Genomic DNA, 15,858 nt, shown 5'->3' on the forward strand with positions numbered 1-15,858 from the left:
TTCTAATGCTCCAAGACGGATTTCAGGCGAGCAGGCGGCGCGCGATGACCTGCGCCTGAATCTCTGCCGCACCCTCGAAAATGTTGAGGATACGCGCGTCGCATAGGATGCGGCTGATGGTATATTCCAGCGCAAAGCCGTTGCCGCCGTGGATCTGCAAGCCATTATCGGCAGCAGCCCAAGCGACACGCGCGCCCAGAAGTTTCGCCATTCCAGCCTCCAGATCGCAGCGGTGGCCGTGATCCTTTTCCCAAGCGGAAAAATAGGTCAACTGCCGTGCGACCATGATCTCGACTGCCATCATCGCCAGCTTGCCCGACACGCGCGGGAAGTTGATCAGCGATTTGCCGAATTGCTTGCGGTCCTGCGCGTAGCGCATCGACACGTCCAACGCGGCTTGGGCAACCCCGATGGCGCGGGCGGCGGTCTGGATGCGCGCACTCTCGAACGTCTCCATTAACTGCTTGAAGCCCTTGCCTTCTTCGCCGCCCAGAAGGTTTTCTTTCTTGACGCTGAAGTTGTCGAAGGCGAGTTCATATTCCTTCATGCCGCGATAGCCCAGAACCTCGATCTCGCCGCCGGTCATGCCTTCGGTGGGGAAGGGGGCCGCATCCGTGCCGGGGGTTTTCTCGGCCAGGAACATGGACAGGCCACGGTGATCGGTTGTTTCGGGATCGGTGCGCGCCAGCAGCGTCATCACATGGGTGCGCGCGGCATGGGTGATCCAGGTCTTGTTGCCGGTCACGCGGTAAGTGTCGCCATCCTTGACGGCACGGGTGCGCAGCGCGCCAAGGTCGGACCCGGTATTGGGTTCGGTAAACACTGCCGTGGGCAGGATCTCTCCGCTGGCGATGCCGGGCAGCCAGCTTTCTTTCTGCGCATCGGTGCCGCCGCACAAGATTAGCTCTGCGGCAATTTCGGACCGGGTGCCAAGGCTGCCAACGCCGATATAGCCGCGCGACAGTTCTTCGGACACAACGACCATCGAGGCTTTTGACAAGCCCAGCCCGCCATGTTCCTCGGGAATGGTCAGGCCAAAGACGCCCATCTCGGCCAATTCCTCGATGATCTCCATCGGGATCAGCTCGTCCTTGAGATGCCAGTCATGGGCATACGGTTCGATCCGATCAACGGCAAAGCGACGGAATTGCTCGCGGATCATCTCCAGCTCATCCTCAAGCCCGGAGGCACCGAATGTGACGTTGGCCGATTGCTCTTGCATCAACTCGACCAGCCGGGAGCGTGCCGCCTGGCTGTTGCCCTTTTGGATCAGCGTTTCGATCTGTGGCGTGGACAGCGGATCAAGGTCATCGCGTGAAAGTCCAAGATCTCCGGCGCGCGAGATTTCGCCCTGGCTCATCGGAATGCCACCGATGATCTGGTTGAGGTACTCGCCAAAGGCAATCTGGTGGATCAATTGCTCGATCTCGCCAAACTTTCCGTCCGTTTGCAGCCGTTCGGCCCATTTCTGCATCTGGCGCAGGGCTTCGGAATAGGTTGCAAGCCAGGCAAGCCCGTGGGTGGCGTTCTGGTTGGCCTCAACCAGCGTACCGGAAACGCGCCCGTCTTGGCTTACCCGCTCGCGCAGGGCCGCGCGCGCGGTCTCGAAAACCTGCGCAACGCGTTCGACGGTCGCACCGGTCAGTGTGAGCAGGTCGGCAAGCAAGATCGAGTTGGTCATCGTCAGGTCCTGTCCGTCATGGGCCATGATTCACATCCTTCTTTTCTGCGGTACGGCATAATCTTTTCGCGCATGCAGCGCAACAAAAATACCTAAATAGGGGGCATTAGTGTTCAATAGTTACGTCGTCGAATATTTCTGTAATTCAGAGTGCAGCGTGTTATCGGCAATCATGGAGATGATTTTCGATCTTATGTCACCTGTCCAACTGGCAGGTGCATTGGCGGTGGCAGTGGTTGCCGGACTGGTCAAGGGGCTGGTCGGCTTTGCCTTGCCGATGATCCTGATATCGGGGATTGGCAGCTTCGCATCGCCAGAGCTTGCTTTGGCCGGGTTGATTTTGCCGACGCTGGTGACAAACGGCATGCAGGCGTTGCGACATGGTCCGCGCGCCGCGATGCAATCGGTGTCGCTTTACCGGGTCTTTCTGCTTGCCATGCTGGTGATGCTGCTGCTTTCCGCCCAATTTGTGCGCGTACTGCCGATAAAGGTCATGCTGCTGATCATCGGCGTACCGATCACGTTGTTTGCGATATTGCAGTTGGCCGGCGTGCCGTTGCGGCTGGCGCGCGGGCCATCACGCATGATCGAACTTTTTGTAGGCGGTTTCGCCGGGTTCATCGGCGGGCTGTCCGGGGTCTGGGGGCCACCAACAATCGCGTATCTGACGGCGCTTGATACCGAAAAGCGTGAACATGTCCGCGTTCAGGGGGTGATCTACGCTGTCGGGGCCGTCGCACTGTTTGCTGCGCATGTCGGATCTGGCGTGCTGAACGCGACGACATTCTGGTTCTCGTTGATACTTGTGCCGCCATGTGTGATCGCGATGTATGTCGGTGCCAAGGTGCAGGACCGCATAAACCAGGCGGCATTCCGGCAGGCGACGCTGGTTGTGCTGCTGATTGCCGGTTTGAACCTGCTGCGTCGCGGGTTGTTCACGTAGAGGGCTTTGCCGCGAAATAGGAAAGAGCGCCCAAGGATCTCTCGGGCGCTCCTGTCATTCGCGATAGAGGACTCGTCAGCCGATGGCGGCGGCTTTTACGTCCTCGTCAATATACGGCACATATTGTGCAAAATTCTCGGCAAACATGTGAACCAGCTTCGCGGCCTGAACGTCATAGGCCTGCGCGTCTTCCCATGTGCGACGCGGGTCCAGCAACACCTCTGCCACGCCTGGCACAGAGACGGGCACTTCGAAGCCGAAATTCGGATCCTTACGGAATTCGGCGTCGGCCAAAGATGCATCAAGCGCCGAGGATAGCAGCGCGCGGGTTGCCTTGATCGGCATCCGGCTGCCGGTTCCGTAGGCCCCGCCGGTCCAGCCGGTATTGACCAACCAGCAGGTTGCACCGTGCTTGGCGATCTTGTCGCGCAGCAGGTTGCCATAGACTTCCGGGCGGCGCGGCATGAAGGGCGCTCCGAAACAGGTCGAGAATGTGGGCTCTGGCTCTGTCACGCCGCGTTCCGTACCGGCGACCTTGGACGTGAAACCGGACAGGAAGTGATACATCGCCTGCGCGGGCGTCAGGCGTGCAATCGGCGGAAGTACACCGAATGCGTCACAAGTCAGCATGATGATATTCTTGGGATGGCCGCCCATCGCGTTGGCGCTGGCATTGGAGATGTATTCGAGCGGATAGGCGCAGCGCATATTGGCTGTTAGGCTGTCGTCGTTGAAATCCAGCTCGAACGTTTCGGGGTCGAACACCATATTTTCGATCACGGTGCCGAACTTTTTGGTGGTTGCGTAGATCTCTGGCTCGGCTTCCTGACTGAGGTTGATCGTCTTGGCGTAGCAGCCGCCTTCAAAGTTGAACGTGCCGCGATCCGACCAGCCATGTTCATCATCACCGATCAGCACACGGCTTGGATCCGCCGAAAGCGTCGTTTTCCCGGTACCGGACAGACCGAAGAATATTGCTGCGTCGACCGGATTGCCCGGCGCATGGTTTGCCGAACAGTGCATCGGCATGATGTTTTTTTCCGGCAACAGGTAATTCAGCAATGTGAACACGGACTTCTTGTTTTCACCGGCGTATTCCGTGCCACCGATCAGGATCATCTTAGCATCCATATTCAGTGCGATCACGGTTTCGGACCGGCAGTTGTGTCGCGCTGGATCCGCCTTGAAGCTGGGGCAGTTGATGATGGTGAAGTCTGCCGTGAAATCATCCAACTCGTCGTGATCCGGGCGGCGCAGCATGTGGCGGATGAACAGACCGTGCCATGCCAGTTCCGTAACCATTCGGACATCGACGGAATGCGCGGGATCTGCTCCGGCAACGAGGTCCTGCACGAAATAGTCGCGGCCCTTCATATGCTCCAGCATATCGGCAAGCAGGGCAGAAAACCCTTCGGACGACATTGCCTTGTTGTTGTCCCACCAGATCTTATCCGCGACGCTGTCGGTCTTTACCACATGCTTGTCCAGGGGCGACCGTCCGGTGAACTTGCCGGTTGTCACCAGAAAGGTGCCACCTTCACCCAAAGTCCCTTCGTCACGTTTGAGAGCAGCTTCAATCAGCGCAGGCTCCATAAGATTGTAATAGACATTGCCCAGCCCCTCGATCCCCTGATCGTCAAGGCGGAATTGCGGGTTTACCCGTCCAAATGTCATTTTTCCAAGCTCCTGTAGCCGCACGAGAAGCGGCGATTTGCAGACGTGGCGCCAAGCTTCTTATGCGCGCCATCCCCCGCAGAGCGCAGGGGGCAAGGCCGTCCTTATCATGCCAAATTATGTCGTGAACAGGACGCAAACGCACAGTTAGCGCAACCAAGGAGTGTTTAGCGCAATCATCTTGCGTGACTGGTTTTTGAACGTCGGAAATTAAGGCATTGGTAAGGTTTTCTCACGACAACTGGAAGATCAGGGCGCGGGTGATTCGCGTGTACGGTGTGTGGCGCGGACTGATATGCATGCGGTCGCAGAAGAGGCTCCAGAATGGGCAGTAAAAGGAATGGTTTAATGTCGAGAATCGCGCTGGTGGACGACGATAGGAATATCCTGACATCGGTTGCGATGACACTTGAGGCCGAGGGTTTCCAGGTCGAGACATATAATGACGGACAAGCTGCGCTGGATGGTTTCAGCAAGAAGCTTCCGGATATGGCCGTGTTCGACATAAAAATGCCTCGCATGGACGGAATGGATTTGTTGCAGCGTGTTCGGCAGAAATCTTCGATGCCGGTGATTTTCCTGACCTCCAAGGATGACGAGATCGACGAGGTTTTGGGTCTTCGGATGGGCGCGGACGATTATGTGAAAAAGCCGTTCAGTCAAAGGCTGCTGGTTGAACGAATCCGGACATTGCTGCGTCGGCAGGAAGTCGTGGAAAGCGATATTGTCGGTGACGCGGAAGAACCCAAACTGATGGAGCGGGGCAATTTGACGATGGATCCGATGCGCCACTCTGTGCAGTGGAAGGGGCATGATGTTGCGCTGACTGTTACAGAATTTCTGTTGTTGCAGGCACTTGCGCAACGTCCGGGTTTTGTGAAGTCACGCGATCAGCTTATGGATGTGGCCTATGACGACCAAGTTTATGTGGATGATCGCACCATCGACAGCCACATCAAACGCTTGCGCAAGAAAATGCGGATCGCAGACTCCGACTTTTCTGCGATCGAAACGCTGTATGGCGTTGGCTATCGTTACAACGAAGAGTGACTATGACACTTGCGGAGGGCATCCAGGAACGTAGGCGCGGCGGACGACGTGCTGATGGTGCTGTTTCGGACGGTGCTGCGGCTTCTGAACTATTGATCCGTCCATCAAGACGAAGATTTTTCTCATTCAAACATTCGCCTTTGACGCGCAAGATCATCCTTTTCAACCTGGTCGCTTTGACGGTGGTTATTGGTGGCTTGCTGTATGTCAGTCCGTCAGACGATGGGTGGGCCAGCCTCCGTCGCCAGAACCTCATTGCCGAGGCGGAGTTGGTTGCCGACGTGTTCGAGGCCCGTTTGGTCAAACCTGACGCAGATGCCATTAATCAAGGCGATATTGAACCTATTCTGCGCAGACTGAGTCGACGACACGGTGCTGAAGTATACGTTTTTAATCAAGCCGGGACGTTGATCGCCGAGCGTGTCGCCACTGTGGGCATGGTTCCGGAAGACTCTGTCGAAAGACCTGTCATCAGCGAGTTACTCTCACGCCTCGGGAAAAGTGTGTCCTGGATACTGGCCTTGGTTCAGGAGGACGAAGCGCCGTCGATATCTACTGTTGACCGGACGCGCATGATCGCAGGGCAGATCTTGGCGACTGACGCGACCGCCACGTCTGATGTCGAGATGATCCTGAGCGCTGACGGCGGCAAGAGGTTCATCGTGGTCGCCCCGATTCTCAGACATGGCCTTGGAATTGGTGCGGTGGGGCTGGTCCGGACCGAAATTGAGATAACTGCGCTGGAACGCGCGGAACGAGAACGCATGTACCGGATGTTTATTATCGCGACTCTGGTCTCTATCGGCCTAAGTCTGTTACTGGCCTCAACCATTGCCACCCCGTTGACTGATCTCGCCGATGCGGCGGAACTTGGTCGCGAACGCAATCGGCGCAACGCCACGACCGGACGCATTCGTATTCCCGATCTTACCGCGCGACCGGACGAGATTGGCAGGCTTTCCGGAGCTTTACGGGGCATGGTTTCGGCGCTTTACGACAGGATCGACAGCAACGAACAATTTGCCGCGGACGTGTCGCATGAAATCAAAAACCCGCTGGCGTCATTGCGGTCTGCGGTCGGCACAATGCGCGTCGCAAAACGCGCCGACCAGCAGGAAAAATTGCTTGATGTGATCGAACATGACGTGCGCAGACTTGATCGACTGGTCAGTGACATCTCAAACGCATCCCGGCTGGACAGCGAGTTGGTCAAAGAAGAAGAGATCCAATTCAATTTATTGGAGACGCTTGGGACACTCGCAGAGTTTCTGGGCGAGGATGCGCGTCAGCGCGGGATCGAGTTTGTTGTTGATTTGCCGGACGCGCCAATTCACTTGCACGGGCTTGAAGCTCGTCTTGCACAGGTTTTTGTCAATCTCATCACCAACGCAATCAGCTTTTGCGAGGATGGTGACGCGATCCGCATCTGGGCAAGGCAACGAGAGAATAGAGTGCTTGTCGTCGTCGAAGATACCGGGCCGGGGATTCCGGAACAGGCGTTGACCCAGATATTCAAGCGGTTCTACTCTCAGCGACCGGACGGCGATTTCGGTAACAATTCGGGTCTTGGGCTGGCAATTTCCAAACAAATTGTAGAGGCGCATGATGGCGTTATCTGGGCGGAGAACATTCGCCCGACAGAAGCAGATATTACCTCAGAGCCGTCGGGCGCGCGCTTTGTTGTCGGGCTTCCAGTCTGATCCGCACCATTGCTGTATGTGCTATTGCCGCCGGGCAGCCAATCCGCTTTCGTCACGACCGTCTTGAAAAGCGGTTGCGGTCCGACCCGACCACACCGATTGTCATGTGATAGGGACCGCTGTTGCGAATTGAAGGCAAGCCTGCGTTATGAACAAACAGTCCACGATCCTGCATGCCACGACAGTCTCAATCGGGAACAAAGGTGCTGTCTTCATAGGGGCATCGGGGGCGGGAAAGTCCGGATTGGCATTGGAGATGATGGCGCTTGGGGCGCAACTCATTGCGGATGACCGAACGGAATTATGTCATTGGGACGGTGCGGATGAAGTCATTGCGCGCGCACCGAAAGGTTTGCCCTCGCTGATCGAGGCCAGAGGCATAGGGTTGTTGAATGCGCCCTTGGCAGGTTCGGTTCGTGTGGCGGTAGTGGTTGACCTTGACGAGACAGAAGGCCAACGTATGCCCGAACTACGGGACACTTTGCTGCTTGGCCGGTACATTCCCCTTCTTCACAGGCCCGCGACCCCTCATTTTGCTGCGTCGCTTTATCACTATCTCATGTTTGGACGGAAAGATTGATATGGCTGCCCCCGACGCCGAAACGCAAAGAGTGATCCTGGTCACCGGTCCGTCGGGTGCCGGTCGGACAACTGCGATCAACGCGCTCGAAGATCTGGGCTTTGAAGCGATCGACAACCTGCCCCTTGGCTTGATCCCGCGGCTGATTGACGGTGTATCGCTGCGCCCGATGGCGTTGGGAATTGACGCAAGGGGGCGAGATTTCTCTCCAGAAGGCTTGTTGGATTTGCAGGCGCAATTGTCCAACGACCAACGGGTGACGGTCGAACTGCTGTATCTGGATTGTCGGGCAGAGGTTCTTCTGCGCCGATTTTCTGAAACACGCAGGCGCCATCCGCTATCGCCCGACGACGCACCGGGTGAGGGGATCGCGCGCGAAATGGAAATGTTGGCACCGGTGCGAAGTGGTGCGGACCTGTTGATCGAAACCAGCGACCTGACGCCGCATGACCTGCGTGCGCAGGTGCAACGTTGGTTCGGATCCGAGACTGGGCAAGGTATGGCAGTCGCTTTGCATTCGTTCAGCTACAAACGCGGATTGCCGAACGGGCTGGACATGGTTTTTGATTGTCGTTTTTTGCACAACCCGTTCTGGCAGAAAGATCTGCGAAAGCTGACAGGGCTGGACGCGGCGGTGTCAGACTATGTGAGCCGCGATGCACGCCATGCCCCGTTCATTGAAAAGGTCACCGATCTTGTTGCTTTTGTGCTTCCGGCGTCGGTCGAGGAAGGAAAGGCGCATTTTTCGGTCGGTTTCGGATGCACGGGCGGGCAACACCGATCCGTTGCCGTCACGGAATGCGTCGCCGCTGCCCTTGCGCTACAGGGCTGGCGGGTGTCAATAAGGCATCGCGAGCTTGAACGTCTTGGCCTTGCTGCCGAAACGTCTCGCATCGTGAAGACTGGCGGAGAGGCCCGAAATTGATCGGCATCGTGATCGTTGCACATGGCGGACTGGCGAGAGAATATCTCGCGGCAGTCGAACATGTGGTTGGTGAATTGCAAGCTGTGCGGACGATCTCTATCGAGGCCGATCACAACCGTGCGGTCAAGCAATCCGAGATTTGTGCGGCAGCGGATGCCGTCGATCATGGCGATGGCGTGGTGGTCGTTACGGATATGTTCGGTGGGTCGCCGTCCAACCTGGCGCTCAAGGCATGTAAGCCGATGAACCGGCGAATCCTTTACGGTGCCAATCTGCCGATGTTGATCAAACTGGCAAAAAGTCGCCAAATGTCTGTTACTGATGCGGTTCGTTCAGCCCTAGAGGCCGGGCGAAAGTATATTGACAGTCAGAATATTTCTCTGGACTAGGGCGCATCATGTCAAACTCCATCCGTCGCACGCTTCAGGTCGTGAATGAAAAAGGGCTGCACGCCCGGGCCTCGGCCAAGCTGGTCGAAGTCGTGGAAGGCTTTGATGCCTCCGTAGAGGTCTGCAAGGATGGGATGAACGCATCCGGCGACAGCATCATGGGGCTTTTGATGTTGGCAGCCTCCAAAGGAAGCACTATTGAAGTCGAAATATCTGGCCCGGATGCCGGAGCGCTGGCAGATGCGGTGGAAGCTCTGGTCGCCGATCGGTTTGGCGAGGACATGTGACAGGCGTCCGGAAGGGAAATCCTGATTTGGTTGACAGCACGGAACCTCGGCCTGACATGATGCCGCGAAAGACCCGGCAGTTGCTGGGGCAGGGAGACGGAACCAATCTGGCCGACCAACCCTATGATCGGCGCAGACTGTCCTATGCCAATACCTTTGACAGGGCACTTCAGGTCAAAACCATACAGGTGATGGAACTTCTGACCGGCAAGCTGCGCTTGCTGCGTCGCATTCGCGAATTTGAAGGGATGGGCGTGCCTGAAGGTCAGGCGTTCTGGAAACAGGCGCTGGACGTCATGGGAATAGAGCTTGCCACACCCGCTGAACAGGTCGCGCGTATTCCCAAAGAAGGCCCGCTTGTCATCACCGCGAACCATCCGCATGGCTTGATCGACGGGATGGTGTTGGCGGAACTGATTGGCCGGGTGCGGACAGACTACAAGATTCTTACCCGCTCGCTGCTGACAGGGGTCGGCGAGATCGAGCAATTCATGATCCCAGTGCCGTTTGCGCATGAGGCAGATGCGCTTCAGCAAAACCTCGAAATGCGCAAACGTGCCATGCAGCATCTTAAGGATGGCGGCGTGGTCGTTCTGTTTCCATCGGGGGTCGTGGCGTCGTCGCCGACCATGATGGGCGAAGCGGTGGAGGCCGACTGGAATCCGTTCACGGCCAAGATGATCCAAAGGTCCGAGGCGCGCGTTTTGCCGATCTATTTCCCCGGCTCCAATTCGCGTTGGTATCAGATGGCCAACCGCGTGTCGGCGACGCTTCGGCAGGGATTGTTGCTTTATGAAGTCGTGCATGCGCTGGACAAGCCGCAAGCACCGGTCGTCGGGCATCCGATCGAACGGGATGCGATCCAGGACTGGGCCAGCAATCCGCGCGGTTTCGTTGGCTGGCTTCGCGAACAGACGCTGGCGCTAAGAAAATCCTGACCTGCGCTGGTCAGCGCGTCGGCACCGGCGTATCGCCACGGTAGTCGTAAAAACCGCGTTTGGTCTTGCGGCCCAGCCAGCCGGCCTCGACATATTTGGTCAGCAGGGGGCAGGGGCGATATTTCGTGTCCGCCAGCCCGTCATGCAATACGTTCATAATCGCAAGGCAGGTGTCGAGACCGATGAAATCCGCCAGTTCCAGCGGTCCCATCGGGTGATTGGCACCCAGTTTCATCGACTGGTCGATGGAGTTCACGTTTCCGACGCCTTCATACAGCGTGTAAACCGCTTCGTTGATCATCGGCACCAGGATGCGGTTGACGATGAATGCCGGGAAATCTTCGGCCGAAGCCGCCGTTTTGCCCAGCTTTTCAACCACACCCAAGCAGGCGTCGTAGGTATCTGCGTCGGTTGCGATCCCGCGGATCAGCTCGACCAACTGCATCACGGGCACAGGGTTCATAAAGTGGAAACCCATGAACTTCTCGGGCCGGTCCGTACGGCTGGCAAGCCGGGTGATCGAAATTGACGAGGTGTTGGAGGTCAGGATCGTGTGCGGTTCGAGATGCGGCAGCAAAGCGTCAAAGATCTTTTGCTTGACCTCTTCGCGCTCTGTCGCGGCCTCGATCACAAGATCTGTTTTGCCTAGGTCTGGCAGTGCCATCGTCGTGCTGATCCGCGCCATCGCTGCGGCTTTCTCATCGGCAGAGATCTTTTCGCGGCTGACCTGTCGTTCAAGATTGCGGTCGATCAGGGCTACGGCCTTGTCCAACGCATCCTGATTGATGTCGTTGAGCAGCACCTCATATCCGGCAACCGCCAACACATGCGCAATGCCATTGCCCATCTGCCCCGCGCCCACAACTCCGATCCGCGTGATATCCATACTTGTCCGTCCTGGTGAAAATGCTGCGCCGCAATCATAGGCGCGCGCAGGAGGGGCGTGCAAGGGCAGGTGACTAAACTTCTTCTCAACTTCGCGCTTTAGCCAAATCACAACAGATTCAGGCGATTCTGTGGCCGGGTGAAAATAAAGGTGGGCAACTTGACCTATGAAAGAGCGGGCCGAACTGGCCTGGAGTACCATCCGTGTCGTTATGACAATTCGCGCATCTTGTTCCGTGGTCCAGGACGACAGTTGCACGGGGAGTATATCGCCTTTCTGGGCGGGACAGAGATCTATGGACGTTTTGTGCGAGATCCGGTCCCCGTCCTTGTAGAAAAGTCGATAAACAGAACCTGCATTAATTTTGGAACGCCGAATGCTGGGCTGGATGTATATTTGAATGAACCGGCGGTGTTGCACGCAGCAGAGGAAGCTGCGGTGACCGTTCTTCAGGTGATGGGCGCGTCGAATATGTCCAACCGCTTCTACTCGGTGCATCCACGAAGAAACGATCGTTTCCTGAAGGCGTCCAGGTCGTTGCAAGAACTGTACAGCGAGGTCGACTTCACCGATTTCAATTTCAATCGACATATGCTGCAAAGCCTTCAGGGTTTGTCGGCGGAACGGTTTGAAATTGTGAAAGAGGAACTCCGCAACGCGTGGCTGGCCCGAATGCGGCAACTGCTGGTATCGCTTCGGGGGCGGGCCGTCCTGTTATGGTTCGCCGAACATGCGCCAGAAGATTGTGATATCGCCAACGACCAAGATCCGATGTTCGTGAATCGCGCGATGGTCGAGGCGATCCGCCCCCAAGCCGCCGACGTCATCGAAGTTGTCGCCAGTAAAACGGCCCTTGAACGCCGGACGGAGGGGATGGTTTTTGCTGAAACCGATCGTCTGGCCGTGGAAGAACTGATGGGTCCAATGGCGCATCAAGAGGCCGCCGCCGCCATCGCTCCGCGACTGTCCCGATTGTTGGATGAATCGCAACGTTAAGATGCATTTGCGATGGGCGTATATGACCCGCCCCGCATATTTACGTCTATCGACGAGGGCATGTTAGGGGCTGGTCGAATCTGGCGGCAATTTCCGCGACCACGGGTGCAAAAGAAGCCGTGTGCCAAGGGTGTTCGAAAGCAAACGATTTTTGCAGAACAGGACTTAGAAAGTTGGCGGAGTGCAGGCGCTGATGATCCGACAGACCGTGGTCCCGACGTTTCGAAAACGATGCGGTTCGCGGCTATCAAAGAGGTACCCCGCGCCGGGACCAAGGACTTTTACCACGTCACCAACGGTGACCTCTATCTGGCCCTCGATAACGATGCCGGCCTCTTCGCCGATATGACTCAGAAGCTCGGGGCCGGTATCCGCTTTTGGCGGATATGATTCATCAAGAAGTTGCAGCGCGTGGGTGCTGGCATTCCCCAACTGTCTAAGAGACACGGCGGCAGGCCCCGACTTTGGAGCCACCTCGATAAATTCGTGCGGCAAGTAAAACAGCTTGGGCTCGGCGGTCTCTTCGATATCGGCAAAAAATTCTGCAATGCTAATTGGAATCGCGTCGAGCAAACTTTTCAGCGAGGCCACTGAAGGGCTGGTCCGATCCTTTTCGATAAGCGAAATTGTGCCGTTGGTAAGGCCCGCACGCGAGGCCAGTTCGCGTTGCGAAAGGCCATGAGCCTTGCGGATCGTCTGTAACCTCTTTCCGATATTCAAAAAATTCGTCCTTTTTTCGACAACTTAGCGCGAGGTGCAGACTTAGTGAACTCAAAATTCACTGAAGTCTTCTGGCATGTGAGTTACTTAAGTGAATTTTCGGTCTTGCACCCAATCAGATGGCGAAGGCCAATTTCTGTTGACAGATATTTTAAACATACTAAGAGAATTTTAAACACCCATATTGCAACTTGGATCAAACCAGAAAGGGTCAAGAGATGGCTAGGACTGCGACCAAAAAAACGACGAAAGCTCCTGCGAAGCGCAAGCCCGCGATCGCTGTTGTTCCCGACGCCGGTTTGAGCAAGACCAATGACGCGTTGGTAGCACGGCGTAACGCGTCCGTTGCGCGCGGTGTGGCATCCGCAACGCCGATCTTTGCCAAACACGCGGAAAACGCCGAACTTTGGGACGTCGAAGGCAATCGTTATCTTGATTTTGCCGGTGGAATTGCGGTGTTGAACACCGGCCATCGTCACCCCAAAGTGATCGCCGCCGCGAAGGCGCAAGAGGATCACTACACACATACCAGTTTTCAGGTTGTCCCATACGAGCCGTATATCGCGCTGGCGGAAAAGCTGAACGCGCTGGCACCGGGCGACTTCCCCAAGAAATCGCTGCTCGTGACGACCGGTGCCGAGGCTGTCGAGAACGCGGTCAAGATCGCTCGCGCGGCGACCGGGCGCCCTGGCGTTATCGCCTTTACGGGCGGGTATCACGGCCGCACTTTGCTGACGCTTGGCATGACGGGAAAAATCAGCCCTTACAAAAAGGACGTCGGTCCATTCCCGTCCGACATTTTCCGCGCGCCATTCCCGTCTGTTCGTGACGGTATCACCGTTCAGGATGCATTGACGGGTTTGCAAAACCTGTTCCTGACCGATGCCCAGCCCGAACGCATTGCGGCGATCATCATCGAACCCGTCTTGGGGGAAGGGGGCTACACGCCCGTTCCCTTCGAGATGCTGACTGCCCTGCGCGAGATTTGCGACAAGCATGGCATCATGCTGATCGCAGACGAGATTCAGGCGGGTTTCGGACGTACCGGAACATGGTTCGCAATAGAGCATTCCGGCGTGGTTCCCGACCTCATCACCGTGGCGAAATCCATGGCGGGCGGCTATCCGATTGCTGGCGTGATTGGTCGTGCAGAGGTGATGGACGCGGTGATCCCCGGCGGGCTTGGCGGAACCTACGGTGGCAACCCGGTCGCTTGCGCCGCAGCACTGGCCGCGATCGAGGCGATCGAAGAAGAAGGCTTGCTTGCGCGTTCAGCCGCTCTGGGTGAGACGTTCCGCGCGCGGTTTGCCGAGATCGGTGCCCGTGTCGCGCCGTTCCGCATGTGGGACATTCGTGGCCTAGGCGCGATGCTGGCGGTAGAATTCGTCACCGACTTCGACACCGCCACCCCTGACGCGGCACTGACAAAATCCGTTGTTGCCCACGCATTGAAGCGCGGACTGATCTTGTTGTCCTGCGGAATGCACGGAAATGCGCTGCGGATCATGGTGCCTCTGACCGCGTCGGACGACATCATCGAAGAGGGTCTGGCGATCTTTGAAGCGGCTCTGAGCGATGCGATCGCAGAAACGCAGCGTTAAACCGGCCCGGACTAAACCAGAAAGGGCGGGCATAAAGCCCGCCTTTTTTCCTTTCCGGGGCCGGAATATCTGGCTTCACAGCCTCGACAAACACCCCGAATGTTAAAAATACTGAACACCATTGCAGAAGAAATGTGAATTTGGTTGCAGGACGGGTCTGGAGTTGCCACACTCCAAGTTCAGTTGCCAAGCTCAGACATTTCGCTTTCAAATGAGTGATGTAAGGTCAGCGGGATAGCATGTGCGTCACAACGGGCGTGCCAAAGCCTTCCGAAGAGAAGGCGGACAAGATTGCGACGAACCGGGAGAAGAACATGAGAGCGTATCGCTCTATCGCCAACCAGACCGATCCAGACTGCAACCACGGCGCAAATACGTTGCGCAACTTGTGCAGATCACCGGTTTCAGTCTTGGTTTTGAGGGCGTAATACATGCACGAGCCAGAGTGTAACATCGTCCGGTCCGGACCACTCTGCGAGCATGGAGATTTAAATAAATGACCCCTTTTGCGATTGCCGGCGTGCAGATGTACGTCAACCCATTGCAGCCCAATGTCGACGGTATGTTGCAACGTCTCGACGTCCTCATGGCCCGCTTCCCCTGGACACAAATGGTGTTGTTCAGCGAGTTGGCCCCTTTCGGTCCGCTTGAAAAATTCAAGCTTGAGCAAGAAAACGAGACCATTAACCGGTTCTGCGAGGCTGCCCGTCGCCATAAAGTCTGGCTGATCCCCGGCTCGATGTTTCTGACACATCCGGTGAATGGCGAAGTCTACAATACCTCTTTGGTCATCAATCCTGACGGTCAGATCATTCGTCGCTATGCCAAGATGTTTCCATTCTTGCCCTATGAGGCGGGTGTCGCCGCCGGAACGGAATTCTGCGTGTTCGACGTACCTGAAGTTGGGCGTTTCGGACTGTCGATTTGTTATGACATGTGGTTCCCGGAGACGACGCGCCAACTGACAAGCCAAGGCGTCGAGGTGCTTTTGCATCCGGTTCTGACCGGCACCACGGACCGTGACGCGGAACTGGCGATCGCGCGCGCGACGGCGGCACAATTCCAGTGCTATGTCTTTGATGTAAACGGCTTGGGGGCTGGTGGCGTCGGAAAATCCTGTGTCGTTGATCCGACCTCATTGGTACTTCATCAATCGGCTGGGCAGGAGGACATGTTCCCGATCGAGATTGACCTGTCGATGGTGCGCCGTCAGCGTGAAACCGGAATGAAGGGGCTTGGTCAGGTGCTCAAGAGCTTCCGCGATCGGTCCACGGATTTCTCGGTCTATGATCGGACCAGCGGCACGGATGCATTTCTCAATACACTCGGGCCGCTTGAGATTCCGCAACAGGGATCCCGCGCCGGTTTGCATGTGGACGTACCAACTGGGAGCGAAGCTGAAATCAATGGTGGAAACCCAGACTTCGGGATGGGGAAAGCGCCCTTACCGGAGAGACTATTAGGAGGCTAGGGCATCTTGGCGTAGCG

Annotated in this window: 15 protein-coding genes; 11 read left to right on the top strand and 4 right to left on the bottom strand. The window is 56.7% G+C overall.

Annotated features, from left to right (window positions below):
* Positions 1-22 precede the first annotated feature (22 nt).
* The gene (locus tag ACN0WV_RS06195; RefSeq protein ID WP_417604368.1) at positions 23-1,708 is read right to left on the bottom strand and encodes an acyl-CoA dehydrogenase family protein; all 1,686 of its coding nucleotides are present in this window, start codon (positions 1,706-1,708) and stop codon (positions 23-25) included.
* Positions 1,709-1,853: 145 nt separating this feature from the next.
* Between ACN0WV_RS06195 and ACN0WV_RS06200 the strand changes: the two genes are divergently transcribed.
* Positions 1,854-2,624 (top strand): TSUP family transporter, encoded by a 771-nt coding sequence (locus tag ACN0WV_RS06200; protein WP_417604370.1) that lies wholly within the window; start codon positions 1,854-1,856, stop codon positions 2,622-2,624.
* A 75-nt stretch (positions 2,625-2,699) separates the two neighbouring features.
* Here the strand turns inward: ACN0WV_RS06200 and ACN0WV_RS06205 are convergent, their stop codons facing one another.
* The gene (locus ACN0WV_RS06205) at positions 2,700-4,298 is read right to left on the bottom strand and encodes a phosphoenolpyruvate carboxykinase (protein ID WP_417604372.1); all 1,599 of its coding nucleotides are present in this window, start codon (positions 4,296-4,298) and stop codon (positions 2,700-2,702) included.
* A gap of 348 nt (positions 4,299-4,646) precedes the next feature.
* On the opposite strand from ACN0WV_RS06205, the gene ACN0WV_RS06210 reads away from it, so the two are divergent.
* The 7 genes from ACN0WV_RS06210 to ACN0WV_RS06240 all read left to right on the top strand — a co-directional run bounded on the left by ACN0WV_RS06210 (position 4,647) and on the right by ACN0WV_RS06240 (position 10,167).
* Entirely contained in the window at positions 4,647-5,348 is a 702-nt protein-coding gene (locus ACN0WV_RS06210) for a response regulator transcription factor (RefSeq protein WP_417604373.1), read from the top strand.
* A gap of 2 nt (positions 5,349-5,350) precedes the next feature.
* Entirely contained in the window at positions 5,351-7,048 is a 1,698-nt protein-coding gene (locus ACN0WV_RS06215) for an ATP-binding protein (protein ID WP_417604375.1), read from the top strand.
* Between the two features lie 148 nt (positions 7,049-7,196).
* Complete coding sequence (locus ACN0WV_RS06220) at positions 7,197-7,628, top strand: HPr kinase/phosphorylase (protein ID WP_084351933.1); 432 nt, start codon at positions 7,197-7,199, stop codon at positions 7,626-7,628.
* A 1-nt stretch (position 7,629) separates the two neighbouring features.
* On the top strand, positions 7,630-8,553 hold the full coding sequence (gene rapZ, locus ACN0WV_RS06225) for an RNase adapter RapZ (protein WP_084351935.1): 924 nt from the start codon (positions 7,630-7,632) through the stop codon (positions 8,551-8,553).
* Positions 8,550-8,942, top strand: coding sequence for a PTS sugar transporter subunit IIA (locus ACN0WV_RS06230; protein ID WP_084351938.1), 393 nt, complete (start codon positions 8,550-8,552; stop codon positions 8,940-8,942). Before rapZ ends, ACN0WV_RS06230 begins: the two co-directional genes overlap by 4 nt.
* Before the next feature lie 8 nt (positions 8,943-8,950).
* Entirely contained in the window at positions 8,951-9,229 is a 279-nt protein-coding gene (locus tag ACN0WV_RS06235) for an HPr family phosphocarrier protein (RefSeq protein ID WP_084351940.1), read from the top strand.
* Between the two features lie 59 nt (positions 9,230-9,288).
* Positions 9,289-10,167, top strand: a complete 879-nt coding sequence (locus ACN0WV_RS06240) for a lysophospholipid acyltransferase family protein (protein ID WP_417604414.1) — start codon at positions 9,289-9,291, stop codon at positions 10,165-10,167.
* 10 nt (positions 10,168-10,177) lie between these two features.
* On the opposite strand, the gene ACN0WV_RS06245 is transcribed toward ACN0WV_RS06240, so the two are convergent.
* Positions 10,178-11,053, bottom strand: a complete 876-nt coding sequence (locus ACN0WV_RS06245) for a 3-hydroxybutyryl-CoA dehydrogenase (protein WP_084351942.1) — start codon at positions 11,051-11,053, stop codon at positions 10,178-10,180.
* Between the two features lie 159 nt (positions 11,054-11,212).
* Here ACN0WV_RS06245 and ACN0WV_RS06250 point away from each other — a divergent pair, with 159 nt between their 5' ends.
* The gene (locus ACN0WV_RS06250; RefSeq protein ID WP_417604379.1) at positions 11,213-12,049 is read left to right on the top strand and encodes a DUF6473 family protein; all 837 of its coding nucleotides are present in this window, start codon (positions 11,213-11,215) and stop codon (positions 12,047-12,049) included.
* Positions 12,050-12,214: 165 nt separating this feature from the next.
* Here ACN0WV_RS06250 and ACN0WV_RS06255 read toward each other — a convergent pair whose 3' ends face one another.
* Positions 12,215-12,769, bottom strand: a complete 555-nt coding sequence (locus ACN0WV_RS06255) for a cupin domain-containing protein (protein WP_417604380.1) — start codon at positions 12,767-12,769, stop codon at positions 12,215-12,217.
* 218 nt (positions 12,770-12,987) lie between these two features.
* On the opposite strand from ACN0WV_RS06255, the gene gabT reads away from it, so the two are divergent.
* On the top strand, positions 12,988-14,370 hold the full coding sequence (gene gabT / locus ACN0WV_RS06260) for a 4-aminobutyrate--2-oxoglutarate transaminase (protein ID WP_084351948.1): 1,383 nt from the start codon (positions 12,988-12,990) through the stop codon (positions 14,368-14,370).
* A gap of 496 nt (positions 14,371-14,866) precedes the next feature.
* The gene (locus ACN0WV_RS06265) at positions 14,867-15,841 is read left to right on the top strand and encodes a carbon-nitrogen hydrolase family protein (protein WP_084351952.1); all 975 of its coding nucleotides are present in this window, start codon (positions 14,867-14,869) and stop codon (positions 15,839-15,841) included.
* Positions 15,842-15,858: the final 17 nt, after the last annotated feature.

The organism is Primorskyibacter flagellatus, assembly GCF_048268605.1.
Classification (GTDB): Bacteria; Pseudomonadota; Alphaproteobacteria; order Rhodobacterales; family Rhodobacteraceae; genus Primorskyibacter; species Primorskyibacter flagellatus.

What these genes read in the sequence shown, in the direction of transcription:
- ACN0WV_RS06205 (WP_417604372.1), bottom strand. Translation starts at nt 4,298, where the DNA reads ATGACATTTGGACGGGTAAACCCGCAATTCCGCCTTGACGATCAGGGG.
- ACN0WV_RS06215 (WP_417604375.1), top strand. Translation starts at nt 5,351, where the DNA reads ATGACACTTGCGGAGGGCATCCAGGAACGTAGGCGCGGCGGACGACGT.
- ACN0WV_RS06195 (WP_417604368.1), bottom strand. Translation starts at nt 1,708, where the DNA reads ATGGCCCATGACGGACAGGACCTGACGATGACCAACTCGATCTTGCTT.
- ACN0WV_RS06245 (WP_084351942.1), bottom strand. Translation starts at nt 11,053, where the DNA reads ATGGATATCACGCGGATCGGAGTTGTGGGCGCGGGGCAGATGGGCAAT.
- gabT (WP_084351948.1), top strand. Translation starts at nt 12,988, where the DNA reads ATGGCTAGGACTGCGACCAAAAAAACGACGAAAGCTCCTGCGAAGCGC.
- ACN0WV_RS06240 (WP_417604414.1), top strand. Translation starts at nt 9,289, where the DNA reads ATGCCGCGAAAGACCCGGCAGTTGCTGGGGCAGGGAGACGGAACCAAT.
- ACN0WV_RS06265 (WP_084351952.1), top strand. Translation starts at nt 14,867, where the DNA reads ATGACCCCTTTTGCGATTGCCGGCGTGCAGATGTACGTCAACCCATTG.
- ACN0WV_RS06210 (WP_417604373.1), top strand. Translation starts at nt 4,647, where the DNA reads ATGTCGAGAATCGCGCTGGTGGACGACGATAGGAATATCCTGACATCG.
- ACN0WV_RS06220 (WP_084351933.1), top strand. Translation starts at nt 7,197, where the DNA reads ATGAACAAACAGTCCACGATCCTGCATGCCACGACAGTCTCAATCGGG.
- ACN0WV_RS06200 (WP_417604370.1), top strand. Translation starts at nt 1,854, where the DNA reads ATGGAGATGATTTTCGATCTTATGTCACCTGTCCAACTGGCAGGTGCA.
- rapZ (WP_084351935.1), top strand. Translation starts at nt 7,630, where the DNA reads ATGGCTGCCCCCGACGCCGAAACGCAAAGAGTGATCCTGGTCACCGGT.
- ACN0WV_RS06235 (WP_084351940.1), top strand. Translation starts at nt 8,951, where the DNA reads ATGTCAAACTCCATCCGTCGCACGCTTCAGGTCGTGAATGAAAAAGGG.